This is a genomic window from Dapis brunnea BLCC-M229 (assembly GCF_050015995.1).
Taxonomy (GTDB): Bacteria; Cyanobacteriota; Cyanobacteriia; order Cyanobacteriales; family Microcoleaceae; genus Trichodesmium.
On record NZ_JBNHEP010000204.1, the window covers coordinates 1 to 16034 of the forward strand.

Below are 16034 nucleotides of genomic sequence, written 5' to 3' on the forward strand. Positions count from 1 at the left end.
AGTTGCTCTTGGCAGTTATAATCATTCCCTACCCCATCATATTGAGTGGATACGTGAAATTCAGTAATCTCCATGCTTTTGTTCTCAAAATTAACTGATAGTTTGAATATCTATCTGAGTAGTACATAAGTGTGGAGAATACTAACTTACAACTGGTTGAAAGAGGATTAATGGCCATTAAAATTATGGGTCTTGTACATTTTTTCCAATGGATCAATAAAAAAATTAATTCTCTAACTATACCAATACCAGTAATTACCGTTTCTGGTATTACTATCCTCGGTTTACTATTTTTCAGGCACTTAGGAGGATTCCAACCACTAGAAGTAAGAGTATTTGATGGGATGATGCGTTTGCGGTCTTATGAAGATCCAGATCCTCGATTATTAATAGTAGAGATAACAGAAGAAGATATTGAGTATTTGCAGCAGTGGCCGATGTCCGATAGAATTTTGGCTAAAGTTTTAGTATCTCTACAAAAGCATCAACCCACAGTAATAGGTCTAGACATATATCGAGATATTCCTAATCCACCTGGTCATTCAGAATTATTAGAACAACTGCAAAAACCAAATGTTTTTGCTATTACTTTCATTGACTACAATATTCATGATACAGTAGGGCCACCTCCCACAATGCCTGAAGAAAGAATTGGGTTTAATAATATTAGTATTGACCCGGATGGTATAGTTCGTCGTAATTTACTATTTACTGCTGATAGTAATAATAAGATATTGACAGCCTTTTCTCTACAATTAGCCATTACTTATCTTAAAACCTATCGAATTTATCCTGCTCTAACTGAAAATAATGAATATAAATTAGGTGATGTATTATTTAAAGAATTACAATCAAATTCAGGGGGATACCAAAGAATAGATGATACAGGATATAAAATTTTAATTAATTATCGTAATTCTAAATCTGTTGCTCCCAAAATTACCATAACAAATGTTTTAAAGGGTAATTTTGACCCTAAATTAGTCAAAAATAAAATTGTCCTGATTGGGACTACAGCTCCTAGTGCCAAAGACTTATTTTTTACTCCTTATAGTTTGGGTCGTTTCAAGTTGTTAAAAATGTCAGGAGTAGAGGTTCATGCCCAAATTACAAGTCAAATTATTAGTGCAGTTATTGACGATCGAAAGCTATTTTGGTACTGGGAGGAATCAACAGAAATATTATGGATTATCGGCTGGTCAATAGTTAGTGCTAGTCTGGCTTGGCAAATCGGAAAACCTCTTATTTTGGTCTTAATTAATTTTCTTACTTTGGGGATTTTAACAGGTATTAGTTATAGCATTTTTCTAAAAATGGCATGGATACCTGTAGCAGCACCAGCAGCAGGAATAGTTATCACAGGTGGGATAGTAATAAGTTATAAAATTCAAGAATCATGGCAACAACAAAATATGGTGATGAAATTATTAGGTCAGCAAACTTCTCCAGAGATTGCTAATGCTCTTTGGCAAGAACGTTCAGACTTAATTAATTGTGGAATTTTACCACCAAAAACAGTTACAGCAACTATCTTATTTACTGACTTAAAAAACTTTAGCACTATCTCAGAAAAAAAAACTTCAGAAGCTTTGATGATTTGGTTAAATAAATATCTGAGTGCTATGACAGATATTGTGATTAATCATCATGGAATAGTCAATAAATTTACTGGAGATGGAATAATTGCAGTATTTGGTATACCAGTACCTCGTAACACTGTTGAAGAGATTGCTATAGATGCTCAAAATGCAGTTAACTGTGCTTTAGCAATGGACGAACATTTGTTGGAATTAAATCGTCAATGGCATCAACAAGGTGCTCCAGAAATAAAAATGCGTGTAGGAATTTATACGGGAACTGTAACAGTTGGCAGTTTAGGGGGAAAAAATCGCTTAGAATATGGAGTAATTGGTGATAGTGTTAATATTGCTTCTCGGTTAGAAAGTTTTGAGAAGGAACGTCATCCAGGAATTTGCCGAATTTTGATTGCTCAGGAAACTTTCAAATATCTAGATGGAAAATTTCAAGTAGAATTTTGGGGTGATTTTTATCTTAAAGGGAAGGAAATACCAGTTGGTGTATATTTGGTTACTGGTAAAAAATCATTTTTAATTAACTAAAAATAAATTATTTACAAATAAACATTTGATGAAATTTCCCTACAAGAGTTTCAGAAAAAGTTTCTTTATCTGTTGAAGATGTCTAATATAGGGGTGACTGATTAACTATCAAAGCATTGACAGATAAAGACTAAAGTCTTTATGGGTCGAAAAAAGTGCCAGCTTTTAAGTCCAAAAAGCTCAAAAAGTTAGCATTTTGGGCAGACAAGAGCAGAAACATCAAGGGACTATTCTTCCGACTACCTCCTCTATAAATTCCCCTAACTCCTAACTCCTAACTCCTAACTCCTAACTCCTAACTCCTAACTCCTGACTCCTATGAAATCATACATTTATTCAGCAGCCTTTTTTTTTCTTCCCTCCCTACTCCCTATTCCCTAACTACCTAAAATCTAAAACTTGTGTATCTCATCAATTTGATTGACGATATAACAATATTTTCTAATAGTCCAGTCACTAGCACAATTTATCGTTTGATCGACTATGGGGTTTCCAGATAAGCTCTGAAAATAGATTATTGTTTACTCTCCTCCCAAAAATTCTCTAAAACTCCCCACTATTCTCCTTGTTTCCTAATTCTGCGAATATTTTTCGCATCACCCAAATATAACCACGATATATAATAGTAATGTGAATAAATTCTCCAATTGCTCCTCCTAGTCTCTGAACCCTAAAAAATTAAAATGAATAGGCTCTAAAAGTCAAATAAAAATTTTCTAATTTTTAGGGGAAATACTTTCTAAGCAAAGCATAATTAGAAAAAATACAAACCTTATCTAACTATGAATATTTATCAAAAAAAACTACTATCTTCCCTAACATTCAAAACTCTTGTTTTGACATTATTTATCGGATTATCTACTTTTTCCTTATCAAGAAGTACATTTGCAAATATTACTCCACAAACCGATAAAGGTACAAGAAATAGTGAAGGTGGAGCAACACGAGGTAGCTGCTTTTATGATGGTCAAAAACCTCTAACTCCTTTAATTCCCATGACAAATAAAAAACTAGAATTAACCCTAGCATCACATCCAACAATATTTATTTATGTGCCAGAAAATACAGCTATAGCTGGAGAGTTTATCTTAAAAGATTCTAGTCAAAAAAAGGTTTATGAAAATATAGTATCACTGCCCAATAGTCAGGGAATTATAGATATTAAAATTCCTACCGATCAACCAGAGCTAAAAGTAGGTACAAATTATAACTGGACATTCAGTTTAATCTGTGAAACTCCTATTCCTGAAGCTGTAGTAGAAGGCTCAATTCAAAGAGTTAATCCAAGTGCAGATTTAACAACAAAATTAGAACAAACTCCAGATAGCGATCGCTGGTTAATTTATTCAGAAGCTGGTATATGGTATGAAGCACTGGTTACTTTGGCAGAACAAATTCGTTCTAATCCAAACGATCTAAAACTTACCTCAAAATGGCAAAATTTACTTAACTCAGTAGGTTTAAATGAAGTAGCTACAGAGGAATTAAAGCAGTAATAACAGATGAATAAATATCATAAAATTTCTGTAAATTTCTGTTGTTGCTGAATGTTTAATAATTTTGTCTCAAATATCTAGTCAAATATTTAGTAAACAACTATAGTCGTAGATTCAATGAATACTGAATATAATTACCGAATAATTAATAATTAATAATTATTAATTAAATAATTCACCCTTTAAAGCCTCCCCTTTCAAGGAGAAAAAGCGGTCGGAAAGCGGAGCAGTCCGTAGGATGGGATGGATGGGTTACCTAGCCATATCCAATCGACCAAGAGAGAGGTCGGAAAGCGGAGCAGTCCGTAGGATGGGATGGCGAGGTTTCCCTCTGAATGCAGAGCCGCTCCAAAGTGCGCCATATCCAATCTCCCCTTGATATCAAATCCGGTTGAATACTTATTATATGGTTGGGGGAGATAGAGAGGTGGGGAGATGGGGAGATGGGGAGATGGGGGGATTCAAGGCTTGAAGTAATTTATAGAATTATCAACATATATTATATAACCGGATTCTATATGAGAAGAAAAAAAATTCCTTTTAGCCAATCCTATCTGTTATAAGAAGAGGTAATAATTAATTATTAATTGTTAATTATTAATTATTGAACAATACCTAATAGTTTGGACTAAGACTCTGTTGATAATTTTTGCCCAATACGAGGTTCTGTACCAGCTAAGAGTCGCTCAATATTGCTGCTGTGACGCCAAATCACATATATTCCACCAATAATAGCAAATATTTGATAAGCAACTGGTTGACCTGTAATAAACATCAAACCAGAAACGGCAACAGCAGCAATAATAGAACTCAAAGAAACAATACGACTAATACTAATAACAACAATAAATACAGCAAGTGTTCCTAAGCCAACAACCCAAGACATTGCTAACAAAATACCCAGACTAGAAGCAACAGACTTGCCACCCTTAAAACCAATCCAAATAGATTTACTATGACCTACTATAGCCATTAATCCTGCTAAAATAACCATCCATTCTTTTGCTAGATCAATATTAGTTATTCCAGCAGCAATAGTTAGATTTTGAGCAAAAAGGAGAGAGTAAATATAGCGAACCAAAGCGATCGCCAATACCGCCTTAAAAATATCAATAACTAACACAGCCAAAGCAGGCAATTTTCCCAAGGTTCTTAATATATTAGTCGCACCTGTGGAACCGGAACCTTGTTCACGAATGTCAATACCATAAAACCAATAACCTATCCAATAGCCACTAGGAGTAGCCCCCAATAAATAGCAAATTATTAATATTAATCCATTTAATACTAACCAACTAATCATTAATTTATTCCTTGAAAAAAGTAGTAAGAGAAGCCATTAATTTAATGTTGTAAAATCAGGCAATGAGCTATCAAAAGTAGGTATTTTTGGATGAGTATTTCCTCTACATAAGATAGTTAAAAATTAACGTGCAACACCCAAATTGAAAGCTAAGGATATAGTGTTTATCTCCCTTTGTGAAGTACAGTTATCTTTATTTATAGCAGTTGAAACAAAGGTTAGGACATTTATAAATGCTCAAACTTAGTCAGGGATTACTTTTGATTTTTTACTTTTGACTTGCGCTATATCCCTCGGCTCGCGCCTCATAAATAGAAACCAATCCCTCAGAAGTTTTTCAGAAAATTTGACTTTTTATTTACCAGGATATGAATTTAATTTTAGGGGATTAAAATTAGTGGCGACTTTCAATCTCCCACTAATTTTTTCTTCTGAGTTGTAACTTCTGAGTTAATAATCCTTTTCCCTATTGCCTAAAACTTAGAATTTTTTTACCTCACTCAGAGATAGGAATTGCTATATAACTTTTGACTTAATTAGTAAGCATTAAGCCAGCTCGCACTCAGCAATCAGCAATTAGTAATGAATAATTCCTTATATAGTTAAAGGAGTATACTTTAGTCATAACTTTTAATTCCCCTTGGATACTAATTCCTCCTTCATAATAAGTTCATAACTTACGCTGAGACCATATATATAGCGTCAAAAACTATAACGTTATAGTTTTTAAACTCTATATATAGTACCTTTGCGTAAGTCCTGAAGTTCATAACTTATAACTGACGGCTAATAGCTGACAACTGAATGCTGACCCTATTGCCTAAAACTTAGAATTTTTTTACCTCACTCAGAGATAGGAATTGCTATATAACTTTTGACTTAATTAGTAAGCATTAAGCCAGCTCGCACTCAGCAATCAGCAATTAGTAATGAATAATTCCTTATATAGTTAAAGGAGTATACTTTAGTCATAACTTTTAATTCCCCTTGGATACTAATTCCTCCTTCATAATAAGTTCATAACTTACGCTGAGACCATATATATAGCGTCAAAAACTATAACGTTATAGTTTTTAAACTCTATATATAGTACCTTTGCGTAAGTCCTGAAGTTCATAACTAATAGCTGACAGCTAATAGCTAACAGCTAAATGCTTACCTTAATTAAAACCTATCAGTTGAGTTTTGAGAATTAGGTTCAGGAGCAAAGGCCAACCATAAAGGAAACTGTAACATAGAAAGACTAATTTTATCTTCCGTATCATCAATCACAATAATTGGTAACTTGCCCTGCTTCAGCAATCGCTCGGCCTTTTGGGCCAAAACCTCCGCATCCTCAAACAAAGCCACACCCCTATCTGGGCTAAAATCACGGCGGTCAATCCCCAGACAATCCTGTAAACCCCGACGCCACTCTCCCAAACGCTCAGGAGAATTAGCCAGCACCAGAGCGCGTACCCGGGTATCATATAAATCTCTCAGTACAGAAATAATTGCTGAAGCAACCAAAATATTTTGCAAGCGACTACCCATATTTCGCAGGGCACCACGACCACCCTGAGAGAAAAACCAATTAGAAACCCGTTCTGCATGGATCGGCTCAAATGTACGCCGTAATCTCCAAGGTTGGCCATAATAATCAGGCATATTCCGATATTCGTCAAGAATCTGGCGAATTTGTCTAGTTTGTTCCTCAAAACCCATTTCGGCAAATTTGGGATTTTCAGAATTTCTCAGAGATTTAGGAGTATTTTCCATCACAGGAGTAGGATATTCCTCTGGCTGTGGAGCCAATTCTAACTGTTCAGCAGCAGCAGCCAAATCCTGCAAACTTCCAACCAAATAATCTTTAAATCCCTGAATTCTAATTGCCAAATCCTGAGAAGCACCAGCAAAAGTAGTGCGCATCTCTCTTTGAATACGTTCTTTGCGACGCTCTAGTTTTTCTACCTCTATTTGCAATGTTTGTCTACGTTGTTCCAACTGACTCAAAGCTTCTGGCACTAAACGCCCTATAGCCTTAGTCTGGGCCATCACTTCTTGTTGTAATTTAGTCTTAATTTCTTGTAGAGTAGCTATTTCTTCTTTCAAGTTTTGTTTTTGCTCTTGAAAGTCAGAAACTTCTAATATCAATTCTTTTTCAATATTATCAACTGGCGGAGTTGTAGACTCTTCAGTCAAACTAGTAGTATCTGTAGAATTATCTTCAACCGATGAAACATATTCTACTTCTATTGGTTCAGTTATATCGGGTTCAAATGACTCAGCAACTTCTTGATTTGTAGGAATAGTTTGAGTTTCTATTTTTTCATCTAAGTCCGAAGTTGAAGGAATTATTTCATTTAAGGTATTAGATTGTTCTTTTTGTTCTTGTGGTTGTATTTCGTCTGGGTACATCATTTCATTAATTGATAATGGATAATTATCTCTGGTTAAAACCGTAACGGAATTGAATATAAGGAAATATTATTTCTTGTCTTGGTCGATTGGATATGGCTAGGTAACCTCGCCATCCCATCCTACGGACTGCTCCGCTTTCCGACCGCTTTTTCCCCTTTAAAGCCTCCCTTTTCAAGGGTGAATTATTTAATTAATAATTAATAATTATTAATTATTCGGTAAAAAAATATGAAAAATTTATACTATTAATTAGAGGGAAAAATAACCACAAGTTTAGTGTGGTTATGGTAATTTATAACCAAAATTTTATAGCTTCTAATGTAACTAGCTATCAGCTTTTCCTAACGGAATGCTCTACAAACAGTATCTAGCTGTCAGCTCAAAATTTAAGGAATGAGGATTTTATTTTCTACACAAGTTAAATTACCTAAACTCCATATCATCTAAGTTCTTGCCAAAAAATTCTGGACTTTATTTAATTCTCATTTCTAAGGGTTTAAGTCCTCCAATATATTTGAAGAAGGGCGTGGTTGTTAATGGGGTTTTAGTACTCCATTATACACCTTGAGAAGCTGATAGCTGAGTTCTGAGTGCTAAGTGCTATTTCAATCCTGATTTAAAGGAAAGTATTTTTCGAGGCAAGTTTGCAACATTTTAGGATCGAAAATAATTGGTAGAAAGTGGATACTTTTAACTTCTCTAAAATAGAACAGAATGGGGAGAGGAGACCAGAATATTTCCCAGTTGAGCCAATCTTGATAAGGAAAATTTCGTAAGAGTTTCTCTAAACGGTATACTTCTAAAGCTGTCTCAGTAAATTTTAGACGGATAGTTAATGTTTGAACTAATAGAAAAAGTCCTAGTATAGCGATCGCTATACTTACCCACTTTTCTACAAATGCCAAAGGTAATGCAGCAATTATTAGCACTAAAGGTATTTTATAACTAGGAGCAAGTTCAATAGTTTGTTTAGCTTCGGAGGTAGAAATAGTAGTCATGGTTTTATGTAAATTTATTCAATACAATTATTTATTTTGACTCTCCCTCTAGCTAAAACAGGGAGGATTATAATATGGTTTAACGGAAGTAAAAAGTCAAAAATCAGAGACTGTTGACCAAATAAATATTCAGCAACCAGAATGATTAATCTCGGTTGGTAAGGGCTGACAGTTTATACCTAGTGTCGCTACGCAGAAGTCAAAATTCAAAATTCAAAAGTCAAAAGTATTGGTTAATAAGGCTTTTAGGATTTTGTAACTGGTCAGTTATTTCTGCCATCCTGCACTAGGGTGAGGAATATTGTCAAAGTCTCAAAAATAGGAAATTATTTCACATCTAAATTTTGAAACTATTTGGGACATCTTTAAAGTGAATTAGTATCACAAACCTTGCTTCATTGCCCCACCTATACCTTGGAACATTGCCCAAGATAGAAAGAAATTAAAAATAAAGATAGATATTAAGGATGTCACAACAGCTGTAGTGGTAGATTTTCCCACACCCTTAGCCCCACCAGTAGTAGTTAAACCCCAACTTGTACCAATTACAGCGATTAAAACGCCAAATATAATTGATTTAGTTAATCCACTACACAAATCCCAAAGAGTTAGAAAACTTTGGACAGAATCTATATACATACTTCGGGGAATATCGTATAGATTCACTGCAATTATTAGTCCACCAAGTATAGCAGCTACCAAACATAACAAAGTTAAGATTGGCATCATTACACCACAAGCAATAACTCTAGGAATAACTAAATAATCTACTGGATCTGTTTTCAAGACATATAGAGCATCTATTTGCTCTGTCACCTTCATAGTGCCTATTTCCGCAGCAAATGCTGAACCTACTCGCCCCGCAACAACAACTGCTGTCAACACAGGACCGAGTTCTCTTGTTAAAGTTAGAGCCAACATTCCCCCAACCATATTGGCTGTACCAAAAGCTACAAGTTCCCGGGCAACCTGAATCGTAAATACCATACCGACAAAACTAGCTGTCAATAAGACAATTAATAAAGATTGTGGACCGACTATTGCCATTTGCTCAATGGTATTACGACGATAAATTTTGCCCTGTAGCAAATGAAAAACTACCTGGCCTGCTAAATATGTGGCGGCCAACATTCGTTGTCCCCATGACCCTAAAGTGATCCCCATGACCCAAAAGTTAATCGAAAAGTAATCTTACTCAATAGAAATTAATAAATTAGAACATTAAATAAAACAATGAGAGAAATTTACCAATCTTCAACAAGATTTTTGAACCAAAATTGAAGTTTTCTGACAGATTTACCGATTTTGAGCGATCGCTCTCTATCTTAGAAAGTAGGTTAGCCTATTTGGTTAACTTGCTACTGAGGTGGCATTATATCTGGACTTATGGTTAATTAATTATTATGGGTATTTTAACTGATTTGCTACGTTCTTTACTACTTGCAAGTATCTTTAGCTTTATCACTCCTATGATGTTAATTGGGGCTAGTTGGATGAGCTTTGCTTTAATTAGTCATCTTCCCAGTTTACAGAGAATTGGTCAATCTGGTGTTGCCCAAATTTGGCAATTCTTAGCAACTTTCGGTAGTGGCCATCCCTGGCAAGGATGTTTAGTAATTGCTGTTACTTGTAGTTTAGTGGGAGCGATGTTTGATACTTATGTGTTCTGTCAAAACTCACGGTTTAATTGAGATTTTATTTACTATAATTAATAAAAAATAAAAGCAATAGAGACGTTCAGTCGAATGTCTCTACAGTCTTACTAAGAAATCAATGGCTAATTATCATTTAGACTTTTATATTTGGTATTTAATCGCGGAATCAAAATATTCAGGCTGTAATCCGTTAAAGCTAACGAAATTTTATAAAAAGTCTTAAAATGCTAAAAATTCCCCCTAAACTTTCTATACGTTGGATAGTAGCTATTCCTTTCATTGTCCAAATTATTTTAGTGGTGGGAATTGTTGAGTATTTATCAATGGGGAATAGTCAAAATTCGATTAATGATTTGTCGCTGAAGCTTCGCCAGGAAGTTACAAGACGTGTCCAACAATATCTAAAAAACTATCTATCTACTCCTTTTGTTGTCAATGGTATCAACTCTAATGCGATTGAATCAGGAGCCTTAGATATTCAGGATGTTGAAAGTGCTCAATATTATCTATGGAAGCAAATTCAACTTTTTGAATCCGTTCCTAATATTGGCTTTGGCAATGAGAAAGGAGATTTTATTGCCATAGAGCGACAAGAAGACGGTTCCTATATTTCAAAAATTGTCATCCAATCGAAGAGCAAAAATAAGAATATTCATAGACTTGATAATCAAGGTCAACAGGAAGAATTCATCAAAACAGTTTTGGATTTTGATGTACGTCGGCGAAAATGGTATCAAGCGAATAAGAATTCAGGAGAAGCGACATGGAGTAATGTCTATGCTTGGGTGAGTAGGGATCAACTTGCTCTCAATGCTGGAGTTCCTGTTTATGATAAAGAGGATAAATTTCAAGGTGTCTTGGCGACGGATCTTGTGCTTTCTTATATTAGTAACTTTTTATCCGGTCTTGAAATTGGTCAATCAGGTCAAGTATTTATCATTGAAAAATCTGGTCAGCTAATTGCTAGCTCTACTATTGAGCAGCCTTTTATTGAGAACGATGGGAAAATAAAACCTATTCAGGCAAATGAAAGTAGTGACTCTCTAGTAAAAACAAGCACTGAATATTTAATATCCACTTTTGGAGAGTTTGACGCTATAACTACCACTCAAAATCTTAGTTTTGATATTGATGGAGAAAGCCAATATTTACAAGTTACTCCGCTTCGTGGTTTTCCAGGTTTAGATTGGTTTATTGTCATTGTAGTCCCAGAAAAAGATTTTATGGCAGTAATTGACGCGAATAGACGCACTACACTCTTACTTTCTAGTTTTGCAGTAGTGATAGCTGCTATTTTGGGAATATTGACAGCACGTTGGATTACTAATCCTATTGCAGTTTTGAATCTGGCGGCAAAAGATATTGCAAAAGGAGATTGGGGCCAAACAATTCGCCTTAATCGTGATGATGAGATTGGAGAATTGTCTCAGTCATTTAATCAAATGTCTAAACAATTAGAGGAGTCTTTTCTAAAGTCAGAAAAACGAGTTCAAGAGCGCACTGAAGAACTTGCTGTTGCTAAGAAGCAAGCAGAAGTTGCTAACAAAGCCAAAAGTATTTTTATTGCCAATATGAGTCATGAATTGCGGACTCCTCTCAATGCCATTCTTGGGTTTGCTCAACTTTTAGATCGAAATACGACCCTAAACTCTGAGCAAAAGCAACAAGTACAAAGTATTAATCGTAGTGGTGAACATCTTTTATCCCTGATTAACGATATTCTGGAAATTTCTAAAATAGAATCAGGAAAAATAAGCTTTACAGTATCTAATTTTGATTTACATAGTTTTTTAAATGAAGTTTACAATTTATTTTTGCTGAAAGCGCAAAAAAAAGGATTACAAATTAATTTTTTTTGGCTAGATAATCTTCCTCAATACATTGGAACCGATCAAGGAAAATTACGTCAAGTTCTGATTAATTTATTGAGTAATGCTGTAAAATTTACCACCACTGGAACCGTTAGTTTAAGAGTAAAATTTACTGATAATGAATCCCCAATTCAAAATAATGAAATACCTTCAAAAGGTTATATGCTTTGGTTTGAAGTAGAAGATACAGGGCCAGGTATTGCAGCGGATGAAATCAATAAACTTTTTCTCCCCTTTGAACAAACTGAAACAGGGCGTAATTCTGGAGAAGGAACTGGTTTAGGTTTAGCAATTAGTCGTAAGTTTATCGAATTGATGGGAGGAGAAATCGAGATTAAAAGTATAGTAGGAATAGGAACTTGCGTTATGTTTCATATTCCCATTGAATCCTGTACATCAGAGGCAGTTATCTCTCAAACCTCCTCAAAAAAAGTTATCGCCTTAGCTCCCGATCAACCAGTCTATCGTATTCTTGTGGTAGAGGATCACGCTCCAAGTCGCTTGTTTCTCAAAAAATTATTATGTTTAGTCGGTTTTGAAGTCAATGAAGCTAGGAATGGGGAAGAAGCGATCGCTTGTTGGCAAACTTGGCATCCTCACCTGATTTTGATGGATATGAGAATGCCTGTCATGGATGGTTATGAAACAACGAAACGGATTAAATCTACCCCCAAAAATCAAGAAACGGTAATTATTGCCTTAACAGCTAGTGCTTTTAAGGAAGAAAAACATAAGATTTTAGCAGCAGGTTGTGATGACTTTATTCCTAAACCTTTCTCAGAAGCTATTATTTGGGAAAAAATTGCTCAACATCTAGGGGTTAGCTATATTTATGAGGAAATCAACAATGAAGAGCAATTAAAGACAACACAACTAGATAAAGGAACAAACTCAACGTTAGAGAAAGAGTTCACAGAAAGTTTATCAATGATGTCTTCAAATTGGAAAGCCCAACTCCACGATCAAGCTACACAACTAAATCGTAAAAAAGTCTTACAATTAATTAAACAAATTCCTAATGATCATTGTGCTTTAATTGAAAAATTGACCACCTTAGTCCAAAACTATCAATTTGAGCAAATTGCTCAACTTACTAGCTCGTCTGATTAATTTACTTATACCCTATCAATTTATGTATGGATATTGAAGCTATTTTACAATTTACTGAGGAAAAGTTTTACGCTAAAACAGGGAACTATTTTAGTGATATACAAAGAATTATCCTCCTAAAAATACTCGAAAATAATCGTTATACTTATGAGCAAATCGCTGATAATTGTCGTTATTCAGCTAAATATCTTAAACAAAGTATTGTGCCTAAACTATGGCAGACTATTTCGGAGATATTTGAAGAAAAGGTGACAAAAAATAATTTTAAAGAGGTGGCGCAACAAAAGATGCAACATCAACTAACCCTAGCCCCTTTACCTTCAGAAAAGCCTTTAAATCAATCCGTTGATGTAAACGCAGATTCTCCTTCTCTTTCAACTAACTGTCATCGAGGCAATATTCTCCTGGTGGACGATCAACCCCAAAACCTCAATGTTTTATCAGATTTGCTAGAAGAACAGGGATATGAGGTAAGACAAGCCCTTAATGGTTCAATCGCCCTGAAAGCTGTCGAATTAACTTTACCAGATGTGATTTTACTTGATATTCATATGCCAGAATTAGATGGTTATGCTGTGTGTCAGCGACTTAAGACAAATCCTCAAACCCAGGATGTCACTATCATTTTTGTTAGTGCTTTAGATGAAGCATGGGACAAAGTAAAAGCCTTTTCTGTAGGAGGGGCTGATTACATTACCAAGCCCTTTAAGGTGATTGAGGTATTAGCAAGGATTGAAAATCAGTTAAAGATTCAACGTCTAAAAAGAGAAGTACAACAGCAGAATATTCAACTACAGCAGCAGAATATTCAACTACAGCAAGCATTTCATGAATTAGGAAGATTAGGTGTTTTAGACGAGTTGACTCAAGTTGCTAATCGTAGCCGTTTTAATGATTATTTAAACAGGGAATGGGAACGCGCTCATCAAAATAAGGAATCCTTAGCCCTGATTTTTTGTAAGATTGACAAATTTGCAGAGTACGATCAGAGCTACGGTAACTTAGAAAAAGATAGCTGTCTTTATAAAGTAGCACAAGCACTTAAACATGGTCTACAATCATCTAAATCTCTCCTCTGTCGCTATGAAGAAGCTAAATTTGGGATTATTGTTTCTCTTAGTGATATCCCTAATTTGGAAAAGATAGCTAAAAGCTTGGTCGATGAAGTTAATCAACTCCAGATTCCCTATAGTATCTCCTCTGCTAATCTTTATATTACTGTTAGCATAGGAATTGCTAGTTTAAATCCTGATGAGCAGACAACATCCGATCGCTTAATTCAATTGTGTGAACAGGAACTAGAAAAAGCAGAAGCAAAAGGAAGCGATCGCTATAGCATAAATCAGAGATTTTAGGGCGTGTTTTCAAACTTGTTGTATCCTAAATGTAGAGGCTATCGGTATGAAGAAAGGCCAATGAATCAAGGAGACTTAAGTAATCAACAGTGGCAGAAATTAAAACCGTACGAAAAAAACTGTAGAAAATCGTGACAGCCTTTATCTTGATATTGGATTAACCAATACTGGCTGTACGGCACAGCTCACTATTCCCATCCTACGGAATGCTACGCAAACGACAGTAAATGCCTCTGGGAATTTCTTTCTAATTATCTGAATACTGCCATTGATATCAGCATTCATAACCTTGCCAGTTGAACTTTTGAATAAACCACGTTTGACTCGCTTGCCTACATAGTTTTGATGCTTACAAGGTTTTTCTAAGTCAAGTGCAGAAGTTTTACTGGTGTAACTCTCTTCAGTTTCAATAACTTTGATACCAACCAGTTGACATTTATAAGTTATCTGCTGAATTAGCTTAGAGTGTGGTATTTGGGTAAAGTTTTGATTGTTTTTTTTACCAATGTTTGCACCTTGTTTCCAGTTATCATTTTGGCCTATGACTACAGTACCAATATTATTTGTGGTTAAATACTCAACCACTAAGAAACTGGTGTTATGTAGATAATTCTCGACAAAACGATTTCGGTTATAGGTTAACGCTTCAATCTTACGGCTAGTTTTTTTCTGTCCCTTGAGAACACTTTGGTACTTGGCTTTTCGCTTGTTATATAGTTGATTGACGCTTTTTAGTGGCTTCCCGTTAATCAGCAGTGGTTTGACACCAGGCTTATTTGTAGATAGAGCTACTAATCTGTCAATCCCTAAGTCAATCCCGGCTACATATGTTGAATGTATTTGTGGCTGATTCGTTTTTTCATACACTACTTCAATTATATAGCAGCTCGTAGCAGGTACTATCCTGACTTCGATTACAGTATCCACAACTACAGGTATTTTGATATCACTCATGGATAAGTGACAAATACCATCTTTTAGACTTGCTCTATAGACTGATTCCTTTGAATATATAACTACATTTCGACCTTTGGTTTTGTCTTTATACTTGGGTATTTTGGGCTTACCCAAAAACTTACAGGGATGTTTTGACCATTCTTTGATTGCCTGAAAATAACTACGCCAAGTGGCAACCAAGCATTTGATTATTTGTTTTGATACTTTAGTTGGTAATGCTCTATAGGCATCGCTATCTTTGGTGGCGTGGTACAATTTAGTTAAATCCAGACTATAACCAGTACAGAAAAAATGCTGACGACAATAATAATTAGCCAAATTATACAAGTTTTTAGACTTAAAGGCTAATTCATCACAAACTCGCCAAAAGTTATGTGTTCGGTTAATAATATGTCTATCAACAAGTCGCATTCACTCGCTAACGCTTGATAATTTATTGTTACTTATTTAATATTACAACAATGAGTGTAAATTTTACAACTATTTTCTACGGTTTAAGTTTAACAGTTAATCACCCCTACTTCCACCTTGGAAAGACTTCCCTAGTTTGTTTTGTACCTTGTCTTCCAATGGTTATCCGAGTGAACAAATATAGCAATGCGCGCATTGCTATAATTTTGCATAAGCATTTATAAAACTGACCTCAACGCAGAACTTTGCACCGTGCAGTTTCTAACTAATTTAAGGTTTAAGTTACACCAGATTAACATTACTACTGTATGACCAAGTCAAAGCTGACTACAAAGATGGTATTTTGCATCTACATTTA

General features: G+C 35.0%; 10 protein-coding genes. 5 read left to right on the forward strand and 5 right to left on the reverse strand.

Annotated features, from left to right (window positions below; genetic code table 11):
• Nucleotides 1–170: 170 nt before the first annotated feature.
• Nucleotides 171–2120, forward strand: a complete 1950-nt coding sequence (locus tag ACP6PM_RS22750) for a CHASE2 domain-containing protein (protein ID WP_426588647.1) — start codon at nt 171–173, stop codon at nt 2118–2120.
• A 782-nt stretch (nt 2121–2902) separates the two neighbouring features.
• On the forward strand, nt 2903–3616 hold the full coding sequence (locus ACP6PM_RS22755) for a DUF928 domain-containing protein (protein WP_426588649.1): 714 nt from the start codon (nt 2903–2905) through the stop codon (nt 3614–3616).
• 628 nt (nt 3617–4244) lie between these two features.
• On the opposite strand, the gene plsY is transcribed toward ACP6PM_RS22755, so the two are convergent.
• The 4 genes from plsY to ACP6PM_RS22775 form a co-directional block, all read right to left on the reverse strand.
• The gene (gene plsY, locus ACP6PM_RS22760) at nt 4245–4919 is read right to left on the reverse strand and encodes a glycerol-3-phosphate 1-O-acyltransferase PlsY (protein WP_426588651.1); all 675 of its coding nucleotides are present in this window, start codon (nt 4917–4919) and stop codon (nt 4245–4247) included.
• A 1164-nt stretch (nt 4920–6083) separates the two neighbouring features.
• Nucleotides 6084–7319 carry a DUF3086 domain-containing protein gene (locus ACP6PM_RS22765; RefSeq protein ID WP_426588653.1) on the reverse strand — a complete coding sequence of 412 codons (1236 nt, stop codon included), beginning with the start codon at nt 7317–7319 and terminating at the stop codon, nt 6084–6086.
• A 605-nt stretch (nt 7320–7924) separates the two neighbouring features.
• Entirely contained in the window at nt 7925–8317 is a 393-nt protein-coding gene (locus ACP6PM_RS22770) for a DUF3119 family protein (RefSeq protein ID WP_426588655.1), read from the reverse strand.
• A 381-nt stretch (nt 8318–8698) separates the two neighbouring features.
• Nucleotides 8699–9481, reverse strand: a complete 783-nt coding sequence (locus ACP6PM_RS22775) for an MlaE family lipid ABC transporter permease subunit (RefSeq protein ID WP_426588657.1) — start codon at nt 9479–9481, stop codon at nt 8699–8701.
• A 239-nt stretch (nt 9482–9720) separates the two neighbouring features.
• Between ACP6PM_RS22775 and ACP6PM_RS22780 the strand changes: the two genes are divergently transcribed.
• From ACP6PM_RS22780 to ACP6PM_RS22790, 3 genes are all read left to right on the forward strand, one after another.
• Complete coding sequence (locus ACP6PM_RS22780) at nt 9721–10008, forward strand: hypothetical protein (RefSeq protein ID WP_426588659.1); 288 nt, start codon at nt 9721–9723, stop codon at nt 10006–10008.
• Nucleotides 10009–10196: 188 nt separating this feature from the next.
• The gene (locus ACP6PM_RS22785; RefSeq protein WP_426588661.1) at nt 10197–12953 is read left to right on the forward strand and encodes an ATP-binding protein; all 2757 of its coding nucleotides are present in this window, start codon (nt 10197–10199) and stop codon (nt 12951–12953) included.
• A 26-nt stretch (nt 12954–12979) separates the two neighbouring features.
• On the forward strand, nt 12980–14308 hold the full coding sequence (locus ACP6PM_RS22790; RefSeq protein ID WP_426588663.1) for a diguanylate cyclase domain-containing protein: 1329 nt from the start codon (nt 12980–12982) through the stop codon (nt 14306–14308).
• Between the two features lie 141 nt (nt 14309–14449).
• On the opposite strand, the gene ACP6PM_RS22795 is transcribed toward ACP6PM_RS22790, so the two are convergent.
• Nucleotides 14450–15676, reverse strand: coding sequence for an RNA-guided endonuclease InsQ/TnpB family protein (locus ACP6PM_RS22795; protein ID WP_426588665.1), 1227 nt, complete (start codon nt 15674–15676; stop codon nt 14450–14452).
• Nucleotides 15677–16034: the final 358 nt, after the last annotated feature.

Excerpts from the sequence above, each read along its gene's own strand:
- ACP6PM_RS22775 (WP_426588657.1), bottom strand. The coding sequence starts at position 9,481 with ATGGGGATCACTTTAGGGTCATGGGGACAACGAATGTTGGCCGCCACA.
- ACP6PM_RS22750 (WP_426588647.1), top strand. The coding sequence starts at position 171 with ATGGCCATTAAAATTATGGGTCTTGTACATTTTTTCCAATGGATCAAT.
- ACP6PM_RS22785 (WP_426588661.1), top strand. The coding sequence starts at position 10,197 with ATGCTAAAAATTCCCCCTAAACTTTCTATACGTTGGATAGTAGCTATT.
- plsY (WP_426588651.1), bottom strand. The coding sequence starts at position 4,919 with ATGATTAGTTGGTTAGTATTAAATGGATTAATATTAATAATTTGCTAT.
- ACP6PM_RS22795 (WP_426588665.1), bottom strand. The coding sequence starts at position 15,676 with ATGCGACTTGTTGATAGACATATTATTAACCGAACACATAACTTTTGG.
- ACP6PM_RS22780 (WP_426588659.1), top strand. The coding sequence starts at position 9,721 with ATGGGTATTTTAACTGATTTGCTACGTTCTTTACTACTTGCAAGTATC.
- ACP6PM_RS22770 (WP_426588655.1), bottom strand. The coding sequence starts at position 8,317 with ATGACTACTATTTCTACCTCCGAAGCTAAACAAACTATTGAACTTGCT.
- ACP6PM_RS22755 (WP_426588649.1), top strand. The coding sequence starts at position 2,903 with ATGAATATTTATCAAAAAAAACTACTATCTTCCCTAACATTCAAAACT.
- ACP6PM_RS22765 (WP_426588653.1), bottom strand. The coding sequence starts at position 7,319 with ATGATGTACCCAGACGAAATACAACCACAAGAACAAAAAGAACAATCT.
- ACP6PM_RS22790 (WP_426588663.1), top strand. The coding sequence starts at position 12,980 with ATGGATATTGAAGCTATTTTACAATTTACTGAGGAAAAGTTTTACGCT.